This window comes from Vibrio sp. R12-SG2-ISO1, assembly GCF_059834045.1.
On sequence record NZ_JCBDGO010000025.1, the window covers coordinates 25,715 to 48,595 of the forward strand.

The 22,881-nt window shown below is 47.6% G+C and carries 18 protein-coding genes; 10 read left to right on the forward strand and 8 right to left on the reverse strand.

Going from position 1 to position 22,881, the window contains the following annotated elements; all coding sequences use genetic code 11:
• Positions 1–6: 6 nt before the first annotated feature.
• On the reverse strand, positions 7–1,035 hold the full coding sequence (locus AC6R10_RS17050; protein ID WP_334555398.1) for an amino acid ABC transporter substrate-binding protein: 1,029 nt from the start codon (positions 1,033–1,035) through the stop codon (positions 7–9).
• 455 nt (positions 1,036–1,490) lie between these two features.
• Here AC6R10_RS17050 and AC6R10_RS17055 point away from each other — a divergent pair, with 455 nt between their 5' ends.
• A complete protein-coding gene (locus AC6R10_RS17055) occupies positions 1,491–2,438 on the forward strand; it encodes a precorrin-2 dehydrogenase/sirohydrochlorin ferrochelatase family protein (protein WP_500673014.1) in 948 nt (315 codons plus the stop codon).
• A 96-nt stretch (positions 2,439–2,534) separates the two neighbouring features.
• Here AC6R10_RS17055 and AC6R10_RS17060 read toward each other — a convergent pair whose 3' ends face one another.
• Together AC6R10_RS17060 and AC6R10_RS17065 are read right to left on the reverse strand one after the other, a co-directional pair.
• Positions 2,535–3,020, reverse strand: coding sequence for a YajQ family cyclic di-GMP-binding protein (locus AC6R10_RS17060; RefSeq protein WP_500673015.1), 486 nt, complete (start codon positions 3,018–3,020; stop codon positions 2,535–2,537).
• Between the two features lie 24 nt (positions 3,021–3,044).
• Positions 3,045–4,097, reverse strand: a complete 1,053-nt coding sequence (locus tag AC6R10_RS17065; protein WP_500673016.1) for a 3-deoxy-7-phosphoheptulonate synthase — start codon at positions 4,095–4,097, stop codon at positions 3,045–3,047.
• Positions 4,098–4,308: 211 nt separating this feature from the next.
• Here AC6R10_RS17065 and AC6R10_RS17070 point away from each other — a divergent pair, with 211 nt between their 5' ends.
• On the forward strand, positions 4,309–5,196 hold the full coding sequence (locus AC6R10_RS17070) for a putative PEP-binding protein (protein ID WP_500673017.1): 888 nt from the start codon (positions 4,309–4,311) through the stop codon (positions 5,194–5,196).
• A 113-nt stretch (positions 5,197–5,309) separates the two neighbouring features.
• On the forward strand, positions 5,310–5,789 hold the full coding sequence (locus AC6R10_RS17075) for a PaaI family thioesterase (protein WP_500673018.1): 480 nt from the start codon (positions 5,310–5,312) through the stop codon (positions 5,787–5,789).
• Here the strand turns inward: AC6R10_RS17075 and AC6R10_RS17080 are convergent.
• Complete coding sequence (locus AC6R10_RS17080) at positions 5,758–7,143, reverse strand: hypothetical protein (protein ID WP_500673034.1); 1,386 nt, start codon at positions 7,141–7,143, stop codon at positions 5,758–5,760. The two genes, AC6R10_RS17075 and AC6R10_RS17080, sit on opposite strands and share 32 nt — an antisense overlap.
• A gap of 87 nt (positions 7,144–7,230) precedes the next feature.
• Between AC6R10_RS17080 and AC6R10_RS17085 the strand changes: the two genes are divergently transcribed.
• Positions 7,231–8,067 carry a CvfB family protein gene (locus AC6R10_RS17085; RefSeq protein WP_334555391.1) on the forward strand — a complete coding sequence of 279 codons (837 nt, stop codon included), beginning with the start codon at positions 7,231–7,233 and terminating at the stop codon, positions 8,065–8,067.
• Positions 8,068–8,240: 173 nt separating this feature from the next.
• On the opposite strand, the gene rsmF is transcribed toward AC6R10_RS17085, so the two are convergent.
• The 4 genes from rsmF to AC6R10_RS17105 all read right to left on the reverse strand — a co-directional run bounded on the left by rsmF (position 8,241) and on the right by AC6R10_RS17105 (position 15,490).
• The gene (gene rsmF, locus AC6R10_RS17090) at positions 8,241–9,659 is read right to left on the reverse strand and encodes a 16S rRNA (cytosine(1407)-C(5))-methyltransferase RsmF (RefSeq protein ID WP_500673019.1); all 1,419 of its coding nucleotides are present in this window, start codon (positions 9,657–9,659) and stop codon (positions 8,241–8,243) included.
• A gap of 91 nt (positions 9,660–9,750) precedes the next feature.
• Complete coding sequence (locus AC6R10_RS17095) at positions 9,751–12,399, reverse strand: PqiB family protein (protein WP_500673020.1); 2,649 nt, start codon at positions 12,397–12,399, stop codon at positions 9,751–9,753.
• On the reverse strand, positions 12,392–13,651 hold the full coding sequence (locus tag AC6R10_RS17100) for a PqiA/YebS family transporter subunit (protein ID WP_500673021.1): 1,260 nt from the start codon (positions 13,649–13,651) through the stop codon (positions 12,392–12,394). The genes AC6R10_RS17095 and AC6R10_RS17100 overlap by 8 nt, the downstream gene beginning before the upstream one ends.
• A gap of 42 nt (positions 13,652–13,693) precedes the next feature.
• Positions 13,694–15,490, reverse strand: a complete 1,797-nt coding sequence (locus tag AC6R10_RS17105; RefSeq protein WP_500673022.1) for an ABC transporter ATP-binding protein — start codon at positions 15,488–15,490, stop codon at positions 13,694–13,696.
• An 88-nt stretch (positions 15,491–15,578) separates the two neighbouring features.
• Between AC6R10_RS17105 and AC6R10_RS17110 the strand changes: the two genes are divergently transcribed.
• The 6 genes from AC6R10_RS17110 to AC6R10_RS17135 all read left to right on the forward strand — a co-directional run bounded on the left by AC6R10_RS17110 (position 15,579) and on the right by AC6R10_RS17135 (position 22,713).
• Complete coding sequence (locus tag AC6R10_RS17110; protein WP_500673023.1) at positions 15,579–16,052, forward strand: GAF domain-containing protein; 474 nt, start codon at positions 15,579–15,581, stop codon at positions 16,050–16,052.
• Between the two features lie 98 nt (positions 16,053–16,150).
• Entirely contained in the window at positions 16,151–16,780 is a 630-nt protein-coding gene (gene proQ, locus AC6R10_RS17115; protein WP_334555385.1) for an RNA chaperone ProQ, read from the forward strand.
• 17 nt (positions 16,781–16,797) lie between these two features.
• Positions 16,798–18,798, forward strand: coding sequence for a carboxy terminal-processing peptidase (gene prc, locus AC6R10_RS17120; protein ID WP_500673024.1), 2,001 nt, complete (start codon positions 16,798–16,800; stop codon positions 18,796–18,798).
• A 161-nt stretch (positions 18,799–18,959) separates the two neighbouring features.
• Positions 18,960–19,634 carry a hypothetical protein gene (locus tag AC6R10_RS17125; protein WP_420378241.1) on the forward strand — a complete coding sequence of 225 codons (675 nt, stop codon included), beginning with the start codon at positions 18,960–18,962 and terminating at the stop codon, positions 19,632–19,634.
• 180 nt (positions 19,635–19,814) lie between these two features.
• On the forward strand, positions 19,815–22,424 hold the full coding sequence (gene pepN, locus AC6R10_RS17130) for an aminopeptidase N (RefSeq protein WP_500673025.1): 2,610 nt from the start codon (positions 19,815–19,817) through the stop codon (positions 22,422–22,424).
• Positions 22,425–22,494: 70 nt separating this feature from the next.
• The gene (locus AC6R10_RS17135; protein ID WP_334555382.1) at positions 22,495–22,713 is read left to right on the forward strand and encodes a DUF2835 domain-containing protein; all 219 of its coding nucleotides are present in this window, start codon (positions 22,495–22,497) and stop codon (positions 22,711–22,713) included.
• The last annotated feature ends 168 nt before the right edge of the window (positions 22,714–22,881 follow it).

Below are 22,881 nucleotides of genomic sequence, written 5' to 3' on the forward strand. Positions count from 1 at the left end.
CTGCGATTAACGGATTGGTGGAGCGTACATAAAGCCGCCTGCATTCCACAGAGCGTTGACACCACGAGAGATCTGTAGTGGAGAGCCTGTACCTACGGTACGTTCAAAACTCTCACCGTAGTTACCCACTTGCTTGATGACTTGGTAACCCCAATCATCACGGATACCTAGGCCTTTACCTTTAGGACCGTCAACACCAAGAATACGTTTGATGTTTGGATCTTCAGACTTCAGCATTTCATCTGCGTTCTTAGATGTAATGCCGTACTCTTCTGCGTTGACCATTGCAGACAGTGTCCATTTCGCAATGTTAAACCACTGATCATCACCTTGACGAACCACAGGGCCTAGAGGCTCTTTAGAAATGATTTCTGGTAGAACCTGCGCTGAGCTTGGGTCTTGTAGGTTTAGACGAAGTGCGTACAGACCAGATTGGTCAGTTGTTAGCACGTCACAACGGCCTGCATCGAAACCTTTTGAGGTCTGAGCTGCGGTATCAAATACCACTGGCTTGTATGACATGCCATTGTTGCGGAAGTAGTCCGCTAGGTTAAGTTCGGTAGTTGTTCCTGACTGAACACATACTGATGCGCCGTCAAGCTCTTTAGCACTCGTAAGACCTAGGTCTTTTTTGACCATAAAGCCTTGGCCGTCGTAGTAGTTTACGCCAACAAAGTTAAGACCAAGTGCGGTATCACGGTGCAATGTCCACGTTGTATTACGTGACAGTACATCGATTTCACCGGATTGAAGTGCAGTGAAACGCTCTTTAGCAGTAAGCGGAACGTATTTAACTTTTGTTTTGTCACCCAGTACAGCTGCAGCAAGTGCTTGACAGTATTCCACGTCGATACCTTCCCATTCGCCCTTCGAGTTAGGGTTTGAGAAGCCCGGTAGACCAGTACTTACACCACAAGTAATAAAATCTTGTTTAGTCACTTTATCCAACGTGCTATCAGCTGCAGATGCGCTTGTAGACATCAAAGCAGTAGATGCAGCTACGACAGAAGCAAGAACTGTTAGTTTATGTGCCATTTGTATCCTTCCTGTATGATCCATGTTAAGTCAGGTGGAACCTGAAAAAACGAGTGAAATATGTTGTGTCTTAGTATTTATTGACTGAGCTGATTGCACCACTGGTAACCAAATCAATCGTTTATAAGCGTAGGTAAGGATCTCGAAATTCTCAACTTCATAATTTAAAAGAATTTTTGAATGAAATCACAAACCTCAACAATGATTAGAATGGCGAAATGTTATCTGAATGTAAATAGTGCAACTGGGGATCAGATTGGTGCGTCAGAATGTGATAGTTAATAATTCTAAATGATCAGACTATCAATTGTTGCCAAGATGCTAAATTGGTATGAATGACTGCGATCGAAGTTAAATTCAGAGTAATATTATTTTAATTGTTAGGGTGGGGTGAACACGATGCCCCATTTTTGGTAGTATCGTGAGCTAGTACAAATGGTTTACCAAGGATTGAAATGCAGTATTTTCCGCTGTTTATAAACCTCAATCACCAGCCAGTTCTTGTGGTGGGAGGGGGCGAGGTCGCCAGTCGAAAAGTGGACAGCTTAGTGAGAGCTGGCGCCGATGTGACCATTGTGTCACCCAAGATTGAGCCCTATTTAGCACGCTTGGTGGAGCAGGAACGTTGTCGCTGGATACAAAGTTTCTATTCGAGTGGTCTGTTAGATCAACATTACGTTCAAGTATGGGCAACCACAGACAATCCTGAGTTAAATCACCAGGTTCACTTCGATGCGAAAAAGAAACGCCTGCTCGTCAATGTCGTGGATGACCAACCTTATTGCGATTTCATTACCCCCTCGATTGTGAATCGTGGTCGAATTCAGATCGCCATCTCTAGTGGTGGCGCTTCCCCAGTTTTGGTGAGAAATATCCGCGAAAAACTCGAGTCGATATTACCTCACAACTTATCACTGCAAGCTGACTTTGCAGCCTCAAAGCGCAATGATATTAAGCAACATCTCGCCAGCGTTGATGAAAGGCGAACTTTTTGGGAAGCGTTCTTTGCCAACTCAAATGTGCAAGAGATGACCAGTCTTGATGAGCTCGAAACGCACTATCAAGCCTTACTCAGTGAAGGCATCACCAAACCCGCTTCGACTGTCTGGATTGAATGTGGTGAAGATGTCGAGTTGTTGTCGCTAAAAGCGCTGAAAATCATGCAAGAAGCGGAACTCGTACTTCATAGTGAGAACTGTCCTTTCGCGTTTGTCGATTTGGTTCGCCGCGATGCTGAGCGCACGCCTTTTGAAAGTAGCGCCGACCTTGCTCAGTACTTGATGTCTGCCAAACAGGAAGGGCTTAAAGTGGTTGTCTTGGTTGAGGCCGGGGCAAGTGACACCAAGTTGTTACAGGGTAATGATTTAACGATTAAACAAGCCACGATCGCAGCAAAGCGCTAACCCTTGCGTTTTGTCTGTTTAGAAAAAAACAAACCCGCTGTTCAGCGGGTTTGTGCTAATTACTCACTGCTATGTGAGCATGGCTTCGTTAATCGGTTAGTCACGAAAGTTTTCAAACTGGAAAGGTTGGCCGAGTTCTGCTTCGCGGATCAGTGCCATCGTCGCTTGTAAATCATCGCGTTTTTTACCAGTCACGCGCACTTTTTCACCTTGAATAGAGGCTTGGACTTTGATCTTAGAGTCCTTGATGTGCTTGACAATTTTCTTCGCAACTGGCGTTTCAATGCCTTGCTTAAAAATGACGACTTGGTGCCAGTTGCGACCGGAGGCCTCCTCGGGCTTCGCTTCCATTGCATTGACGTCTACGCCACGCTTAGTGAGGTTAGAGCGTAAAATGTCACGCATTTGCTTGAGCTGGAATTCACCTTCGGCATTCAGTTTCACGGATTCGTCTTTTTGCAGTTCAAACGTCGCCTCAACGCCACGAAAGTCGAAGCGAGTCGATAGTTCACGTGATGCGTTGTCGACGGCGTTGCGCAATTCAACCGCGTCGATTTCTGAGATAATGTCAAAAGAGGGCATAATGTACTCCGAAATAGTCGTTGATTAAGGTCGCGCTTTCACAGCGTCAGCAAGCATGTCCAGCATCTGCACAGTGTCCTCCCAGCCTAAACATGGGTCGGTGATGGATTGACCATAAGTGAGATTGTTAAGGTCACACATGGATTGGTTGCCTTCGACAATAAAACTTTCGGCCATAATACCGGCAATCTGATGCTTTCCTGAACGGATCTGCTCACAGATGTCCTTTGCCACATCCAGCTGTTTGCGATGCTGCTTTTCACAGTTGGCATGGCTGAAGTCGACCACAAGACGCTGCGGTAAATCAAATTGAGCGAGCTGCTCACAAGCTGCCGCGACCGATGCCGCATCAAAGTTCGGCCCAGTGTCACCACCGCGAAGAATGATATGGCCGTATGGGTTACCGCTCGTGCGATAGACCGTCATGCGTCCATTTTTGTCTGGCGAGTAGAAGTAGTGCGAGGCCATAGAGGCACGGATCGCGTCGATGGCGATTTTAACATTGCCGTTAGTGCCGTTTTTGAAACCGACAGGGCAAGAAAGAGCAGACGCCATTTCACGGTGGATTTGTGACTCTGTCGTGCGTGCGCCAATTGCACCCCAAGTGATTAAGTCAGCGATGTACTGGCCGGTGATCATATCTAAGAACTCAGTGGCGGTTGCCAAGCCAAGCTTATTGATATCGAGCAGGAGTTTACGTGCTTTGTTAAGACCAGTTTCCAGCGCGTACGAACCGTCTAGGTTTGGGTCTGTAATTAAGCCTTTCCAGCCTACGACCGTGCGTGGTTTCTCAAAATAGGTGCGCATGACGATAAAAAGCTCGTCTTTATATTGCGCTTGAATCGCAGAGAGACGCTGTGCGTAGTCGATCGCCGCCTCTGTATCGTGTACCGAGCACGGGCCAACAATTACGAGTAGGCGAGAGTCTTCACCAGTGAGAATTTGTTCAATTTGACGGCGCGAAACAGCAATACGCTCGGCGACATCATCAGTAATCGGGTGGGCGCTTCCAAGTTCTGCCGGAGTTGGCATAGGGCCTAAAGGCTGCGTTCTTAATTCATCGGTTTTTAATGGCATACCAGAGCCTGTTCTTTTTATTGCGAAGCGCTAAAGATAACGGAAACGAATCAAGTAATAAACTACTTATCCTGAAACTCTTAAAGTGCGAAGCGTAAATCTGAAAAACTATTCAAAAATGTTAGTTTTAAATTCTGTTTTGCCCTTGTCTTCACTGGCGCGAGTCGGTATGTTTCAAATATCACAATAATAATCTAAGTACGGAGCAGTAATGAGTTTATCCGGTTCAAGCAATTTGCATTCTGCATTGAGTAGTGGCGACGCCCTACCTAAGGTCGACGGTCAACAAGGTGGACAACACCTCTTTGTTTCCTTATCTGAGCTCATCCTAGAGCACATTTTTTACCATCCTAGCTTTGAGTCAGCCACATCGCGGCTCGATCCACTACAACGTAGTTCTATCGATGCGATGTTGGGTGAACAAGATCTCAAGACGCACTTTGTTTCTACCTTGGTCTCAATCATCTCTGACGCCATCTCCCCTGAGCACAAAGTAGTGCGTGTATCGCTAAGTAATGCGGACAGCCATGCAATGCGTTCGCTATTGGGTGGTGATGTGGAGCCTGAGGTGGTGAATCCAGCACTCGGTATGCGTGGCGTGTCTCGCTATGCCCAGCCAGAGTTTAGCGCCAGTTTTGTCCTAGAGTGCGATGTGATCAAAGCATTAAGAGCGCAAGGTCATCAGGTTGAGATTGTGGTGCCGTTTGTTCGTGCTTTATCTGATGCCGCGAAGATCATCGATTTGCTTGCCGAGCAAGGACTGCCGCGCGGCCTTGACGGGCTCAAGGTGCTTTATACTGTCGATGTACCGTCTTCTGCGCTGATGGCCGAGCGTCTATTGCACTATTTTGATGGCGTCGTGATTAATTTGGAAAACCTAACCCAATATACGCTGGGTATCGATCGTCTAGACGAGACACTACACTATTTGTTTGAACCACAAAGTGAAGCGGTGCTACAACTGATTGACATGACGACCAAAGCGGCAGAGAGCGTCAATAAGCCGGTAATCCTAACCAGCAGTGGCCTCTTGAACTACGCAAAAATCCAAGAGTATTTGGTCGAACGTGAACACGTCGAACTTGTTGTGACGGTGTAACTGACTAAGTAATCTGAGTTATCTCACTATCTGAAAGTGCAATGTTAACAAAATGTTGACATTGCACGCCTTCCATATTCAACTGGTTCTAAATCCACTAGTCGGACCAGTCTATGTTAAGCCCTCTTACTAAAGCGAACTTTTACCTCAATTACTTTGGCTTTCTCAAAGTCCCCCTAATTTGGCTCTGTCGACCTAAAATTCTCCAACTGGATGAGCAGCGCGTAGAGGTAAAAATTCCACTAAAAAGACGGACTAAAAATCATCTCGGCAGTATGTATTTTGGTGTCTTGGCTATTGGTGCAGACGTCGCAGGCGGTTTCATGGCGATGAGTAAAGCTCAGTCGCGAGGCAAGCAGGTGTCTCTGGCTTTTAAAGCAGTGGAAGCGCAATTCTTAAAGCGACCTGAGGCGGATGTCCACTTTGTCTGTGACGATGGGGAGCTGATTGACAAGATGCTTGATGAGACGTTCGCGACCGGAGAACGCGTCAATCAAGTGGTGAAAATCACCGCCCTCTGCCCAAGCCTACATGGCGATGAGCCGATGGCGGAATTTTTACTTACTCTGTCACTAAAGCGAAGGGGTGAGTGAAGTCATCCACCTCAATTTGCTCAATCGCAACGATTTTGCTGCGGTTGAGCACGATTTTCCAACGGTAATAGTTTGGGTTTCCGTCGTGATTGTCTTCTTTGACAATCAAGTTGATTAGGTGACGCTTTTCAACGGATTCGCGGCTCACCTGACTGTTGTTCAGAGTATAAATTTTGTTTGAGCCCTTATCCATCAAACGGGTAAACGGTCGCATACTGAGCAATAAGGTTTCGCGCGTTTCCTCATAACCGCTCATAAACTTCGATGTAGTCATCTCCGTCTCTGAACGATAGTGTAAAATTTGTTCTTCCCGTTGGACGACGCGCTTTTTGCGAATCGACTTGATGCGGTCGGGAAGTTTGTCTAGCCCCATGTAATCAAGCCATTCGAGTTTTTGACCCACGGTCTTTTTAGTTGTCGGATCCAGGTAGGTTTTACGCCACTTAGGTCGGCCGCGTCGAATCCAGCGCCACATGACGTCCCGCAGATCGTCTTTAAATATCTCGCGTAGCGCGTAGACAAATGACATCAAAATGATGAACGATGCGGTGATCTCACCCCAATAATCACGAGCCAGAATCGCGGTAATGGTGACAAACACCATCACAAACCCCGTTGCACTGCCTTTCACAATTCGCTTTAGATTGTTGCCCAATGATTGCGTTTTCTCTTGTAGAACGATGGGGTGCTCTATCAAGCGCCTCAATAAGCGCATTTTATTACTCAGGCGGGTCACATCGCCTCTCACGCTTTCTGAGTTGTAGTTGTTGAGCTTTCGATGCGCGGCTTCTTTCTCAACAATGGTAAGCAAGCGCTCTTTGAGCGTCTTGTATTCACTGTCACGTGGTATATGGGCAACCAATGACATCAGCCTTTGCCCGGTATACCAAGAGAGATAGTTATCGATGTTGGCGTAGTAGCGTTTCAGCCCCTCTTCATAAGGAATACTCCGACGCAGCTTTTTCAAAATATCGAGCGAGAGTTCGATGACTTCGTCTACTTCATCGGTGGTGACGGACTCGGAGTTGTGTTTGTTCAATTCGCTGACCGCTTTATCTAACGCAATCACATATTGGTAGGCGAACAAACTTAAACTGACGCGGTACTGAGTTGAAGAGAGTCGTCCTCGTTTGGCAAGTCGACTGTGCACGAGCGGAAGCAGAGTTTTGTCACTGAAATAAGCGCGTTTTTGCGCCAGAGACTCGTAATAGAATTCACTCTCTTTGACGATCTCAGCGTTTAAGCCAAGCTCACCGGGAATGAAAAAGTAGAGGTCGAGATCCGACTTCTTGGTCGAAGCCATTGCGTGAGAAATTTTGAGAGTGATGCCATCTTGTTTGTCTACCGTGACCAAGAAAATCTCCATAAAGTTCAAATTAGCTGGCGAAAGCATATCAGAGATTGGGTATAATCGCCGCAAATTTAGCAAGAGACCGTTGAAATGATTAACGTTGGTAAGGTAAACCACTTAGAAATTGTAAAAAAAGCCGACTTTGGACTATTTTTGGATGCTGGAGAGTACGGCACCTCTTTGCTGCCAAATCGCTTTGCGCCAAAAGACGCGGAAGTGGGCCAATTTATTGATGCGTTTCTCTACTTTGATTCCGACAACCAGTTGGTGGCGACGACTGAAACTCCGATTGCCGAAGTGGGCCAGTGGGGGCTGATGGAAATCCAAGGGGTCAACAGCACCGGTGCTTTCGCCAATTGGGGAATTAAAGGCAAGGATTTGTTGATCCCATTCAGTGAGCAGCGCGCCCGCTTTAAAGAAGGTCAAACTGTGTTGGTGTACGTCTACACTGACAAAGCATCTGGGCGCATAGTCGGAACCACCAAATTCAACAAGCTTCTGGATAAAACGCCGGCGCCTTATAGCAAAAATCAGCAAGTCGAGCTGTTGATTGCAGAGCGCAGTGACTTAGGCTTTAAAGCGATCGTTGAAGGCCAGCACTGGGGCATGATCTTTAAGTCTGACGTGTTTGGAAAACTCTTTATTGGTAAGCGTCTTAAAGGCTACATCAAAGCGATCCGTGAAGATGGCAAAATCGATCTCTCGCTGCAAAAAGTCGGTGTAGGCAAAATGGATGACTTGAGTGAGAAAGTGCTTGAGTTATTGGAGAAAAAGGGCGGTTTCCTCCCTCTTAATGATAAGTCATCGCCAGAAGCCATTTTCTCAACGTTTCGAACCAGTAAAGGGACGTACAAGAAAACCATTGGCGGTCTTTACAAGCAAGGTCGCATTCGTATCGAGCAAGATGGGATTTATCTCGCTGATTAATCGACTTGAGACAAAAAAAAGGCCCGAAGCGGATCATGCTTTGGGCCTAGGGGAAGGGCTCCTACAGAGCCTGCGCTAACTGTCTGATATTCATCACCAATCAATACTTCAATTGTAGTTCAAGATCAGTATAGCGCCAGGCAATGACGAAATTTCATACCTTAGTTTAGGGATTAAAACAGATTTTTGTCTCTTACCAACTCTCTGGGTAGGCCATTTTTGATTCGATTTCCGACCCATTTCCCGAGTCCAATCACATCGTTACCGTACTTGACCAGTACTTCACCTTTGCCTGTTTGTGCCGGTCTCACATCTCTTCCCATGAACCACTCTCTGGCGTCATCAATAGAAAGTTCGACACAGTTGGCCTCATTCCCCGTTGCCAGTGCGGTGGCGACTTGGTGTTGCCAGCGATAGCCTTTCTTATGCGCTTCGGCGATCTTTATTCCCATCCGTGAAAAGCGCAGTTCGCCGAGCATAGGCTCGAGTGCATCGGGGAACAGCCAGACATCGTTGTCACGCAGCCAAATCGTGGTGTGTTGAGGCAGAGAAACAGACAGCGCGTCTTGCAGTGCGCTAGCGATCGCTTGCTGCTCTTTTGCCGATGCTTTCTGAAACGGAAATTTACCGAGGCGTTTTTTTACATCAGGTGGTGTCGCAGTGCCAGTTTTACGTATTTTTGCCACAAAGAATCCTTCACAGTCATAGACTTGAGGGAATATGTGCAAAAAGCCTTCGGCGGTTAGCGCTTCGTCAGCACCCGGGAATAAGGATTCAAGGCTTTCAAATTCCACCAACTCGCCAAAGGTTGATTTTAAGTGCTGGCACACTTGCTGGTTCTCTTCCACGCTGAGCGTACAGGTCGAGTAGACCATGACACCGCCCGACTTCAGGGCGTGAAAAGCACTTTTGATCAGATCTTTTTGCGTCTCGGCGATGGATAGCACTGACGCTTTACTCCAGTTTTTCATCGCATCGGCATCTTTGCGAACCGTACCTTCGCCAGAGCAGGGCGCGTCGATGAGAACGGCATCGAACTGCTCTGGCAGCCAACCACCAAACACGCGGCCATCGAAGTTAGTAAGGGCGGCGTTACGAATACCGCAGCGCTCTATATTCGCGTGGAGTACTTTAACGCGGCTAGCGGAAAACTCGTTCGCCACCAATACGCCTTCATTATCCATCAGCGCAGCGATTTGTGTTGTTTTTGACCCTGGTGCAGCCGCCATATCGAGCACCGCCTGAAAGGTGTCATCACCAGAAAAGAGCGCAGAGACAGGCATCATGGAACTGGCTTCTTGGATGTAAAACAGCCCCGCCATGTGTTGAGCACGATTCCCCAGTGGCACCCGGGTTTCATCAGCATCAATCCAAAATCCTTCTTCACACCAAGGCACTGGGGTCAACACCCATCCTTGCTGCGCAGCCAGCGCTTTAAAATCGTCCACTGTGGTCTTGAGAGTGTTGACGCGGACACTTTTTCTAAGTGGTCGTTGGCAAGCGGCGATGAAGTCATCCATCGTCAAATGAGACGGAAGGATGGTTTGCATTTCAGCGAGAAAGTCGTCAGGGAGATAAACGTTTTGGTGCACTCTGCATCTCTAAGTAGAAAATTTGCCGAGAGTGTAGCAAAAACGCAGCCACTTGGCTGCGCTTTTACTGATGATAGGTGATAGGTCTTGGCTAAGGTTTAGGTATCACCGTTCGCCAGCTGCGCCAGCTCTCTTCTGCTTTCGGGTGTAGGTAGAAGGTATGGCCATCTTGAGCTATCGGCTCGAGCTGTGTTTGTTGTGGTGTAGCAAAGGTGATCCCGCCTCGCACTATGCTTTCAACCGTACCTGCTTTGATATTGGCACCGGTTAGTCCAATCGAGACATCCACACCAGAGGTGTTCCAAAATACGCTATTACGGCGCACTAGATAGGCATATTCCGGCAGAATATCAATTTCGATATCGACGCGATCGGCAAATTCACCTAACGATACTGCTCGCACTTGGCCCACCTCGATCTCACGATACAAAATCGGGGTGCCACTGGTGACTGAGCCTCGGCTTTCGGTTTGCAATCTAAATTGCACACCTTTATGAATTTGAGGCGCAGTGTTAAGTGCGAACTGATGTTGGGGCTGCCCATTACCGGGTTCAACATTAATACTTGGCGTGATTAGATTGTGGATGTTTTTTACTCCCGACAGGCCAATCTCTGCCTGTGATTTCCAAAAGTGCGACCCTGAAACCGCAATGGTTTGGGCGTATTCCGGCAAGATGCGAGCTTGAATTTCAACGCCGCCTTTGGAGAACTCTCCGTTGGAAAATATGGGGGTAACAAGCGTGACTTCGCCGACTTGGACACCGTTGTAGTGGATAGGCGTGCCTGATGTGATCGTTGTGCTGCCGTCAAAGTGCAAGGTGACACGTTGGCCGTATTTACGTGCGGTTTTGAAATCTTTGTATAGCAACCACTTGTCTTTTTGGCGGTTGTCGACCCCCGGCAAGGAATCAAAAGCAATCCCACCTTGGATGATGGTCTTCAGTGGCGCAGCGGTAATGTTGACTCCCGTTAAAGAGGCGTCCACCTCAACGCCAGAGCGATTCCAGAACACGGTTTGCTCACTCAACAGGTGTTTGTATTGATTTTCAATATTCGCATCGATGATTACACCACCGTCAACCAAGCGAAAATCCGAGACGCTGCCGACTTGCAAGTTGCGATAAAGCAGTGGGCTACCTTTGCTGATTGAGGGCAATTCGGGGGCAAACAGTGTAAGGGTTTGCCAGCCAGAGACATTGTATTTGGCAAGCTCAGCCAAAGACTGACTCGCATACAGCGGATAGCGCTCTTTGGCTTCACCACTGCCTTCACTGACAAAACTCACCGAGCCTGTCAACAGCTGTTTAGCCGGCGGAACAGAGATGTTGAGTCCAGATTCGGTGAGCTCAGCGCTGGCACTGCCGGTGACAAAAAATCGGTTTTGAGAACGGATTAATTCGGAATATTCCGCGTCAATCAGCAGGTCGAAAATGACTTGATCATTAATGAGTGATACCTGCGTGATGGAGCCAACCGTGATGCCTTTATAGAGGATGTTCGCCCCGGCATCTAACCCAAACGAGTTGTTGGATGTCAGTTGCAGCGCGATTGAACGTGCTTGCTGCTTGTTAAATTCAAATTTACGCACGGCGTTGAACTGCCTTGCGCGCTGACCATCTCCGGGGATCAAGGTGAGGTAATTGCCTTGGACTAAGTTAGCCAAGTTTTCCACACCCGATAGCGAGACTTTCGCCTCTTCGAGAACAAAACGACTGCCGGTGGTGAGCATATCGCTGAACGCCGGCTGAATAGCGGCGGAAGCGATGATTTTTTCACGCCCTTCACTGAGCTGCAATCCGGTAATCTGCCCGACCTCAATACCACGGTACATTATGGGGGCACCTGAGGCCTTGATATGGTTGTCGTCAGGTAGCGCAATTTGGATGGCGATACCACGTCCTGCCGTCTTTAGGTCGCGATACAAACGAAACTCTTCGTTGTCTTCGACGGGCTCTCCGCCATCGGGGGAGTCAACCGCAATAGAGCCGCTGAGCAGGGCGCTTAAACTTTCCAGTCGCACATCGACCCCTTCAAAACCAATATTGGCGCCAATGCCACTGACGTTCCAAAAGCGGCTCTGGTCGGTAATGATGTGGCGATATTGCTCGCGGATTGACGCTTTGATGAGGACGTTCTTCGCGTCGTCATCCAATTTGTAGCTGTAGACTTCGCCAATTGGGATTTTTCGATAGACGATCTGTGAGCCGATGGAAATCCCCCCCAAATCGCGTGATTTCAAGGTGATGTTTAACCCTTGACGCGCGAGAAGATCGGACGGGGCGCGATCCAGCGCGGTATAAACACTTTTAGGTTCAGACGCTTCATCACCGGGTTGAATCGCAATGTAGTTCCCTGAGACCAGAGCATCCAATCCGGAAATGCCGGAAAGGCTGGCGGTCGGTTTGACCATCCAAAAACGCGTATCTTGACCAAGTAGCTGAATCGCTTCGGGGTAGATGTCGGCATCCACGTAAATGTTGTCAAGATTGCTCGACAGGTTGATGTCGCGCACCATGCCCACTTCGAGCCCTTGGTAGCGAATGGTGGTGCGCCCGGCGACCAAACCTTGCGCATCAGAAAAATAGATCTGCACACGTTGGCCTGCATCCTGAATGGCTTTAAACACCAGCCAACCTGCCAGTGCCATGGTCAAAATTGGCAATATCCATAGCGGGGATAAGCCTTTATTGCGCTTAATATCTGGCGTGTAAGCATTCTGATTGGGCGAAGCATTACTCATGCGAAGGGGTGTCCTTGTAGGAGGTTTTAGGGTGGTTATCCCAAATGAGTCTTGGGTCGATACTGTCTGCGGCCAGCATGGTTAAGATGACCACGATACCAAAAAAGACGGCGCCGTACCCTGGGGTAAAATTCAAAATTTGGCCACGGTCAACCAAGGTCATCATGATGGAGATAACAAACAGATCCATCATTGACCAGCGGCCAATCCACTTGACGACAAAGTAGATTTTCATTCGATAAATATGATTGATCGAACGTTGAAAATGGATGGCGAGCAAGATGTACGCTAAGCCGAGAATCTTCGCGACCGGAACGACAATACTTGCGATAAAAATGATGGCCGCAATGCCCGCCATATCATTGTTCACCAATGAAGCAACACCCGAGAAGATGGTGTCTTCTAAACGTTGTCCGTTGGTGATTAATATCGAGATTGGGATCAGGTTGGCGGGAAAAATCGCTATCGTTGCCGCCACCAAGTAAGCCCAGGTTGTTTGGATTGAGCGCGGTTTACGATGATGGATAGGTTTTTCGCAGCGGCGGCAGTGCGTACCCTCTGGCTGTGACAGGTGGCAATGGTGGCAGTGGAGCGATTTTTCGCCCAGAGTTAATGTTTCTTCAGGAAGGTAGGCTTCCCAATAGCGTCGGATGCTAATGCGGGTTAAGAGCAGTACAGTCGCTAACTGCAATAGCACTAGGCCATAAAGCCCGACACCGACGAAGATGTCTGAATAGTCTTGCAACTTGAAGCAAGAGATCGCAACGCTAACCAGAAAGACATCAATCATCACCCAATGCTTGAGTGCCGCGATGGTTTGCAACGACCACTTGAGCAAAGAGAAGTGGCGCTTGGCGAGGGCAATGTGGGCAAGCAGAACGCTTGAGCACACCAAAAATGGCGCAATCGAACTGCAAAAAAAGACCAGCAGTGCTAACCATGTAAAGCCTTCATCAATGAGCGCGATAATACCGGCCGGGAGTGTCGCTGGGATCATGACACCAAACAACCGGATACTGATGAAGTCAAAAAAGTGCGAGGGAATAAACAGCATCAAACAGGTGATGGCGATGGCTAAGTTGCCAGAGAGAGAAGGGCTGCCACCCCGATAGAGCTGCGTTCCACAACGCGGACAAAATGCGCTTTTTCCTTGTTCTACCTCATAGGTGTCCACTGCGAGCTCGCAGCCATGACAAAGACGAACTTGGCGAATCTCGCTAGTGTGAGAGTGGAGCGGCGAGGCGCGTTTCATTGAGCGCCTCTTTGTGTGACGTTGTCACTATAAAGGCGCGGTTTAGGCGTGAGTTTGTACCGCGCCGTATAGCGTTTGATATAAACCTTGCTGTTCGACCAGTTCGCCATGTGTCCCTGCCTGAGTGACTTGTCCATCTTCTAAAACGTAAATCAGATCCGCCTGTTTTACGGCAGATAAGCGATGAGCAACGATCAGAGTTGTGCGTCCCTTCAAAAATTCCGTCAAAGCACGGTGGAGGGCAGCTTCCGTTGCGGTATCCAATGCTGACGTTGCTTCGTCTAAAATAACAAATTTTGGATTGCTCAGCACCATGCGCGCAATGGCCAACCGTTGGCGCTGTCCACCGGACAAACGAATCCCGTTGCGGCCCACTTGCGTCTCGAGCCCCTCACTGAGTTGACGAATGACATCGTGCATTTGTGCAATCTCTAGGGCTTGCCACAGTTGCTCATCCGGGTAGTCTGATCCAAGGGTCAGATTATGCCTCAGGCTATCGTTAAATAGTATAGGTTGTTGTAATACAACAGCAATTTGATCTCTAATGATATCGAAACTGATATCCTGGCATGGCTCACCATTGAAACGAATGATGCCAGAGTCCGGTTGATAAACACCGATTAACAATTGAATTAAGGTAGATTTCCCCCCGCCACTTGCTCCAACCAGTGCGACTTTCTTGCCTGCCGGAATGGTGAGCGATAAATCGCGTAACACCTTGTTTTCCTCACTATAAGCAAAGTTGACCTTTTCTATCGAGACGTCGACTTCTCGGTCTGGCGTGAATGGATTGACGGTTGACACTGGGCGCTGCTCTTCGCCAATACTCAATAGGCTATTGATGCGAGTCAATGCCGCTTTAGCGCTGTACCACGAAAACTGAATGCCCAACAACTCTTGCACAGGGCTGAGCATAAACCACAGATAGCCAAACACTGCGAAGATTTGACCAATCGTCAGGTCGCTAAACAGCACCATAAGCATAGCAACAGCGCGAAATAGCTCAAAACCAAGCAGGAACAGTAAAAAGGAGACTCGACCTGCCGCTTCCGATTGCCAGGCGTATTTGTCAGCATCGGATCGGATTTGATCGGCGTGTTCGGTTAACTGTTTGAGATACGCTTTTTCTTTATTTGCGGCGCGCAATTGATAGATGCCATCGAGTGTCTCAATCAACCGATTTTGAAAGCGCTCGAACGATTGGTTTTCGCGCTTTTTAAGATGTTTCACTTTGCCGCCCAGCAAGCGGGAGAAGTAAATGACCACCGGATTAACCAGTAAGATGAACAGCCCCAAGCGCCAATCTAACCAGAGCAAAACAACAGCGGTGCCGAGAACGGTCAGTAGGCTTATCAGGAACTTGCTTAACGTAGAGCCAATAAACTGGTCAATGGTTTCAACATCGGTAATCAAGTGGGCATTGATGCCGCCACTACCTCTTGTCTCGTATTCCTTCATGCTGATGCGACCCAATTTGTCGATCATCTTACGTCGCATTTCAAAAGTAATGGTTTTGGAGACCAGAGTGAACTGACGGCTCTGAACGATGTTCAGCGCCTGGCTTGCCGTGCGCATCACAATGACTAGTAGTAAGGTCAACACTATATAGCCGGTAGGGGTATGAAAGTTGCTCGGCAAGAGCCATTGCATGGCACGCAGCCCGGCACCGGGTTGGTCTAATAGCACTTCATCGACCATCAATGGCATCAAGAGTGGGATAGGGACACTGATTAAAGTCGCAGCAATCGCCACCAAATTCGCAGCGATTAACTTGGTCTTATGAAGTTTTACTTGAGTTATCAACCAAGAACGGCTAATAGTGTTGGGATTATTAATCATTATAATGAGAATGCTTACTATTTAGTTTGTGCGAATTGTACGCACAAACCGTGTGGAAGTCTCTAGTTTTCAATCGGATGTATATACAATGAACATAGAACAATACCAACGTTTAACCAAGCAAGCGGTTGCACTTATCGAATCAGAAACAGACCTTATCGCCAATCTCTCCAATGTCAGTGCGCTATTGAATATGGAGCTGGAGAACCTTAACTGGGTGGGCTTTTATCTGATGAAAGACGGTGAATTGGTATTGGGTCCATTCCAAGGCAAGCCTGCGTGTGTGCGTATTCCCGTCGGTAAAGGAGTGTGTGGTACTGCAGTCGCCACCAACAGCGTTCAACGTATCCATGACGTACACGAGTTCGAGGGCCACATTGCGTGTGACGCCGAGAGTAATTCAGAGATCGTGATTCCTTTTTCAATCAATGGTGAAATCCAAGGCGTGCTTGATATTGATAGCCCAAGTGTTGGGCGTTTCAGCGAAATTGATGAGCAGGGGCTAACATTTTTGATGACCGAAGTGGAAAAGCTGCTTAATTCGCGCGCTATCGCGGCATAATTTGCCTATTGGCTGTGGTTTTTCATTTGCAGGTCACTATAATACCTCAATTAAAACTCTTAATGCTCGCGGACAAGCCGCAATAACCAGGAATCCTCATGGAAAACACTGAAAAGTTAAAAAACAGCAAAGAAGTGATTGCATATATTGCTGAATGTTTCCCTAAGTGCTTTACTTTAGAAGGTGAAGCAAAGCCGCTTAAAATCGGTATTTTTCAAGATCTTGCGGACCGTCTCAATGACGACCCAAAAGTGAGTAAGACCCAGCTTCGTGCAGCGTTAAGACAGTACACTTCATCATGGCGTTACCTACATGGTGTTAAGCCAGGTGCAGTACGTGTAGATTTAGACGGTAACCCAGCGGGTGAACTGGAAGAAGAGCACGTTGAACATGCGAAAACTGCACTAGCAGAGAGCAAAGCAAAAGTTCAGGCTCGTCGTAAAGAACAAGCTCAAAAAGCGCGCGAAGAAGGGAAGGCTAAAGCGAAACCGGCAGCGAAAAAGCCGCAGAGCCGCCGCCCACAACAAAGTAAAGAACAGAAAGCCAAACAGCCTGTAGAAACGCGCGCATTGAATGCAGACGAAATGACCGTCGGCAACCAAGTGAACGTGAACATGGGCAAAGGAAATATGGCTGCGACTATCGTTGAAATCAATAAGGAAGATGTGCGCGTCCAACTGTCTAACGGCCTACAAATGGTTGTGAAAGCGGAGCACTTGCGCGCATAAAGGAGAATCTCCTACGCATGAAATGCCGTTCAAAACTCTCGCTGATTGCTGCTGGCCTCTGGCTGGCAGCGTCTTCAGCCCATGCTCTTGAAGCAAAATTGAGTCTAAAAGACTTACCCGTACTCGCTCCCGAGACTCAACACGAAACTGCCAGTAAGCGCGTGACTTCTCGATTCACACGTTCTCACTACAAACATTTCACTCTCGACGATACCTTCTCTCAAGCCATTTTCGATCGCTACATCGAAATGCTCGACTACAACAAAAATATCTTTACTCAAGCGGATATTGACTCGTTCAAAGAGTGGGCGGTAGGGATTGACGATCAGCTCAAATCCGGCAACAACCAAATTGCGTTTGATGTCTATAACTTGTCGATGAAGCGTCGTTATGAACGTTTTCAAACTGCTCTGGCGCTGCTTGATGACGAAATGACGTTTGATGTCGATGAAAGCATTGAGCTTGACCGCAGCAAAGCCGCTTGGCCAAAAGATAAAGCCGAGTTGGATGAGTTGTGGCGTAAACGTGTTAAGTATGATGCATTGAATCTTAAACTCACAGGTAAAGAGTGGGAAGAGATCAAAGAGGTGCTTGAGAAACGTTACAACAATGCGCTTAAGCGTCTCAGCCAAACGCACAATGAAGATGCCTTCCAGTTGTACATGAATGCCTTTGCACGTGAAGTTGACCCGCACACCAGTTACCTCTCTCCACGCAGTGCTGATCAATTTCAAACTGAGATGAATTTATCGCTCGAAGGAATTGGTGCAGTGTTGCAGATGACTGATGACTATACTGTCATTCGTTCATTAGTGGCTGGTGGACCGGCATCGAATAGCAAGCAGTTGTCCGAAGGGGATCGTATTATTGGTGTCGGCCAAGATGGTGAAGCGATCGTTGATGTTATCGGTTGGCGCCTTGATGATGTGGTTCAATTGATCAAAGGGCCGAAAGGCACTAAGGTGAATTTGCAAATCTTGCCTGAGGGTAAAGAGGCGAAATCGCAAGTCATTACTATCGTGCGCGACAAAATTCGTTTAGAAGATCGTGCGGTCAAATCAGAAGTGATTGAGCGTGATGGCAAGAAGATTGGTGTGCTCGAAGTGCCGAGTTTTTATGTCGGCCTATCTAAAGATACCGACGAGCAAATCTCCCAACTCAAAGCGAAAGGTGTCGATGGCATCATTGTCGATCTCCGTAACAACGGCGGCGGTGCGTTAACCGAAGCCACTGCGCTGTCTGGTCTCTTTATTACTAGCGGTCCGGTGGTGCAAGTTCGCGACAGCTATGGCCGCGTGAACGTGAATGCTGACACTGACGACAAAATCAGCTATGACGGCCCGATGACCGTATTGATTAACCGTTACAGTGCGTCCGCGTCTGAAATTTTTGCCGCTGCGATGCAAGATTACGGTCGAGCGATCATCCTCGGTGAGAACTCATTTGGTAAAGGCACAGTGCAGCAACACCGCTCTCTCAACCATATCTACGATTTGTTTGATAAAGAGTTGGGCTACGTGCAGTACACGATTCAAAAATTCTATCGAATCGATGGTGGTAGTACGCAAAACAAAGGTGTTGCTCCTGACATCCCTTTCCCAACCGCTGTAGATGCGGATGAAACCGGGGAGAGTGTCGAAGATAACGCTCTACCTTGGGATAGTATTGATCGCGCCAATTACACAGTGTTAGCACGTAACGATACCTTGATTTCGGCATTAGACGACAAGCACAAAGCGCGTATTGCCAACGATTTAGAGTTCGGCTTTATCGCACGAGATATTGAAAAGTATCGCGCTGAAAAAGATGACAACGCTTTGTCTCTCAATGAAAAAGTGCGTAAAGCGGAGAGTGAACAGGCAGACAAAGAACGCCTGGCTCGCATCAATTTACGTCAAAAAGCATTGGGTGAGGAGCCGTACGCCGATCTTGACGACTTACCCAAAGACTATGAAGCGCCTGACGCTTATTTGGATGAGTCGGTGGCGATCATGGTGGATATGTTGAAGTTGCAGTAAGTCGGCATCTTTCCTGCTACCTGTCTTGTAATCCGCAAATAACATCAAGCGAGCCTTAGTGCTCGCTTTTTTTGTGTAGCCAATTAATGTGATTTGGATCTAATTTTTCGCGTATTCGTAAAACCCTGCCTAAGCTTTAAGAAAAGAGTGAGGGATGCGTGATGAAATGGATCGGACTAATTCTTTTAATGGGTAGCGCGTGGGTCAGTGCAGAAAGGCTCTCGCCCGAAGTACACGACAACAGTGATCTAACTCAATTTGATCACCCTTTCTTGTTGGGGGACTGGTATCTCGTCAATCCGAGTCCTGATGAATCAGCAGAGAATTTTCTCGCCATCAAGCTATCGTTAAGCTCCAACTATCAGTTTCAAATCGACATCCAAAAGCGAGACTACTCGGTGGATCATTGGCAAGGTCTCTACACAGCCAACGATGATACCTTAATACTCGGACTCAACTCTTCTGAGCCACAAGCGTACCGCTATTCGGGTAATCACCATTTGCTTAATCTCAACGGTGTGACATTTACTAAGGCGCTCTCCAATTCACTGGCTGGCATTTGGTCGAGTCAGAGTTTAGGCGGACACGATATCTCAGCCAGTGATGTTGATAAGATGGATTTAGTGCTGCAACCCGACTTTGTGTTCATGTTCCGTGTCAGCAACGATGAAGGAGATGAAGCGGTGCATCGCGGCGTCTATTACACAGAAGGCGAACACCTTGTACTTCTCTACGAAAATGGCGAGCACGAAACACGTTACGTACTCGACAGTGATACCTTGACACTAGAAATGGAAGAAGGGGCACTTTATGCGGTGCTCGATCGCGTTCGCTAGTGATATCGGCGAATCGATGGATGATATATAGACAAAACGTGGTCTAGATGAATAAAAAGCGAGGTTATTGTCGTCAATACCTCGTTTTTTTGATTGGCTAGAGGTAAGCTAATTAAGTTTGCCCACGAGTGCTTGATGCCCGTGTTGGCTCATCTCACATTCAGTCAAAAGGATTCAGACATGGCTCAGACTCCACAAGCCAAATATCGCAAAGATTATCAATCGCCTTCTCATACGATTTCTACTATAGACCTCACCTTTGATTTGCATGATAACCAAACGGTGGTTACGGCTATCTCTAAAGTTCAGCAATGCAAAGAAAGCAGTACCTTACAGCTCGATGGTGAGAACTTAACTTTGGTTTCGCTGCAAGTGAATGGTGAGGTTTGGAGCGATTATCAGCAAACGGAGAGCACGCTGACCATCAACCAGTTGCCGCGCGAGTTTACACTGACCATAGTGACGCACATTGATCCTGAAGCCAATACCGCGCTTGAAGGCTTGTATAAATCAGGCGGTGCGTTTTGCACCCAATGTGAAGCGGAAGGTTTTCGTCGAATCACCTATTACTTGGACAGACCTGATGTGTTGGCCAAGTACACCACTAAAGTGATTGCAGACAAGGCGCAATACCCGTATTTATTGAGTAACGGGAACCGAGTGGCCGCTGGCGATTTAGATCATGGCCGTCATTGGGTTCAGTGGCAAGACCCACACCCTAAGCCGGCGTACCTGTTTGCTTTGGTCGCTGGGGATTTTGATGTTCTGCGCGATTCCTTCGTGACTCGCTCTGGACGCCCTGTCGATTTAGAGATTTTTGTCGACAAAGGCAACTTGGACAGAGCGCCTCACGCGATGACCTCCCTAATCAACTCAATGAAGTGGGACGAAGAGCGTTTCGGTCTTGAGTATGACCTTGATATTTACATGATCGTCGCAGTCGACTTCTTCAATATGGGCGCGATGGAGAATAAAGGACTCAACATCTTTAACTCCAAGTATGTGTTGGCCAATGAGAACACCGCGACCGATAGCGATTATCTTGGTATTGAAGCGGTCATTGGCCATGAGTACTTCCACAACTGGACGGGTAACCGCGTGACCTGTCGTGACTGGTTCCAACTCAGTCTCAAAGAAGGGTTGACCGTGTTCCGCGATCAAGAGTTTTCTTCTGATCTTGGTTCGCGCGCTGTCAATCGTATCAACAACGTACGCATTATTCGTGGACCGCAGTTTGCCGAAGATGCCAGCCCGATGTCTCACCCTATTCGTCCTGACAAAGTGATCGAGATGAATAACTTCTACACATTAACCGTGTACGAAAAAGGCAGCGAAGTTATTCGAATGATGCACACGTTATTGGGTGAAGAGGGCTTCCAAAAAGGGATGAAGCTCTACTTTGAACGCCACGACGGCACGGCGGCGACTTGCGAAGATTTTGTTTCCGCCATGGAAGATGCATCGGGTGTCGATCTCAAGCAATTCCGTCTCTGGTACAGCCAGTCAGGAACGCCGACGGTCAGTGTGACCAGTGATTACGACAGTGATGCCAAGACGTTTACCTTGCATGTCAAGCAATCGACTGAGCCGACGCAGGATCAGCAAGACAAACAAGCGTTGCACATTCCATTTGATGTCGAGTTATACGCCCCAACGGGAGAAGTTGTTGAGTTACGCCGTAACGGAAAGCCGGTTCATCACGTTCTCGATGTCACTCAAAGTGAGCAGAGTTTTGTATTCGAAGATGTCGCTGAGCGTCCGATCCCATCGTTATTGAGAGAGTTCTCCGCGCCAGTGAAGTTGGAGTACGATTACAGTGACGATGAATTAACATTCCTTATGGTTCATGCTCGCAATGACTTTGCGCGTTGGGATGCAGGCCAAATGTTATTAGCAAAATACATTCGCAGTAATGTTGAACGTATTCAGCAAGGTAATGTCGATGTCACGCTACCGGATGCGCTGATTGATGCGTTCCGCGGCGTGCTCTTGTCTGATGTTCTTGAACCTGCGTTTATTGCAGAGATGTTAGCGCTGCCAAGTCACAATGAAGTGTCAGGTTGGTACAAGCAGGTCGATGTGGATGCCATTGCTGTGGTACTTAAAGGCATTAAAGTTCAACTTGCACAGCAGTTAGAGGATGAGTTCAGTGCGCTGTACCATGCTCTAGTGCAAAGTGACTACCGAGTTGACCATCAAGCGATTGGCCAACGTGCACTGAGAAACACGGCGTTGGCGTATTTAGCGTATACAGAGCAGGGGAATCGTCTCGTTGAAGCGCAATATGATCAGGCCAACAACATGACGGACACCATGGCGGCTATGACCGCAGCAAACAGCGCGCAGTTACCGTGTCGCGAGCGTTTAATGAGTGACTACAGCGAGCAATGGAAACATGATGGATTGGTGATGGACAAGTGGTTCATATTGCAAGGGACCAACCCAGCGGGCAACGCACTTGATGTGATCAAGTCGACCATGAATCACAGTGCGTTTAGCTTGAAAAACCCTAACCGTACGCGCAGTTTGATTGGTTCTTTCTTAAACATGAACCCTGTCGCTTTCCATGACAAATCTGGTAAAGGTTATGAGTTTGCGGGCGAAATCTTAAGAGAGCTCAACAGCTCGAACCCTCAGGTGGCGTCACGTTTGATTGATCCTCTGCTTAAGCTGGGTAAATACGATGAGCAGAGACAAGCACTGATTCGCAAAGAGTTAGAAGCGCTGAAATCGATGGATAACCTGGCCAAAGACTTGTTCGAAAAAGTCAGCAAGGCGCTAGAAGCCTAAGTCATCCAATCGCCAACAGTAGCACGGATTCGTGCTACTGTTTATTTATACAGTAATGCATTAATAACTCATGAACCACTACTATTTCTCGCTCAATATCTCTTATCAATCGTTTCTTAACCACTACAATGGTGCGGCGAGCCAGATATTGGTGACCACGGACAATGGACTTCGTTTGCAACTGCCAGCGATGCGTTTTCGACCGTTTGTCAGTCAAATCGGCTTGAAAGGACGATTCAGATTAACAACTGACCAAAATAACAAGTTTATTAAGTTAGAAGTTCTGTGAGAGATTGATTTCATAGAAGTTTAAATAGAACCTTAATCACATTCTCAAACATTTCACCTCCTACCACTCCTAAAAGAATTAACCATTTATCAATAAAGCTTTTACAATAAAGCGGCATTACCCGTGTAAAGCACTATTCTTACAACTAAAGAACGATGCTTACGACAT

What these genes read in the sequence shown, in the direction of transcription:
- AC6R10_RS17050 (WP_334555398.1), bottom strand. Translation starts at nt 1,035, where the DNA reads ATGGCACATAAACTAACAGTTCTTGCTTCTGTCGTAGCTGCATCTACT.
- AC6R10_RS17055 (WP_500673014.1), top strand. Translation starts at nt 1,491, where the DNA reads ATGCAGTATTTTCCGCTGTTTATAAACCTCAATCACCAGCCAGTTCTT.
- AC6R10_RS17060 (WP_500673015.1), bottom strand. Translation starts at nt 3,020, where the DNA reads ATGCCCTCTTTTGACATTATCTCAGAAATCGACGCGGTTGAATTGCGC.
- AC6R10_RS17065 (WP_500673016.1), bottom strand. Translation starts at nt 4,097, where the DNA reads ATGCCATTAAAAACCGATGAATTAAGAACGCAGCCTTTAGGCCCTATG.
- AC6R10_RS17070 (WP_500673017.1), top strand. Translation starts at nt 4,309, where the DNA reads ATGAGTTTATCCGGTTCAAGCAATTTGCATTCTGCATTGAGTAGTGGC.
- AC6R10_RS17075 (WP_500673018.1), top strand. Translation starts at nt 5,310, where the DNA reads ATGTTAAGCCCTCTTACTAAAGCGAACTTTTACCTCAATTACTTTGGC.
- AC6R10_RS17085 (WP_334555391.1), top strand. Translation starts at nt 7,231, where the DNA reads ATGATTAACGTTGGTAAGGTAAACCACTTAGAAATTGTAAAAAAAGCC.
- AC6R10_RS17095 (WP_500673020.1), bottom strand. Translation starts at nt 12,399, where the DNA reads ATGAGTAATGCTTCGCCCAATCAGAATGCTTACACGCCAGATATTAAG.
- AC6R10_RS17100 (WP_500673021.1), bottom strand. Translation starts at nt 13,651, where the DNA reads ATGAAACGCGCCTCGCCGCTCCACTCTCACACTAGCGAGATTCGCCAA.
- AC6R10_RS17105 (WP_500673022.1), bottom strand. Translation starts at nt 15,490, where the DNA reads ATGATTAATAATCCCAACACTATTAGCCGTTCTTGGTTGATAACTCAA.
- AC6R10_RS17110 (WP_500673023.1), top strand. Translation starts at nt 15,579, where the DNA reads ATGAACATAGAACAATACCAACGTTTAACCAAGCAAGCGGTTGCACTT.
- proQ (WP_334555385.1), top strand. Translation starts at nt 16,151, where the DNA reads ATGGAAAACACTGAAAAGTTAAAAAACAGCAAAGAAGTGATTGCATAT.
- prc (WP_500673024.1), top strand. Translation starts at nt 16,798, where the DNA reads ATGAAATGCCGTTCAAAACTCTCGCTGATTGCTGCTGGCCTCTGGCTG.
- AC6R10_RS17125 (WP_420378241.1), top strand. Translation starts at nt 18,960, where the DNA reads ATGAAATGGATCGGACTAATTCTTTTAATGGGTAGCGCGTGGGTCAGT.
- pepN (WP_500673025.1), top strand. Translation starts at nt 19,815, where the DNA reads ATGGCTCAGACTCCACAAGCCAAATATCGCAAAGATTATCAATCGCCT.
- AC6R10_RS17135 (WP_334555382.1), top strand. Translation starts at nt 22,495, where the DNA reads ATGAACCACTACTATTTCTCGCTCAATATCTCTTATCAATCGTTTCTT.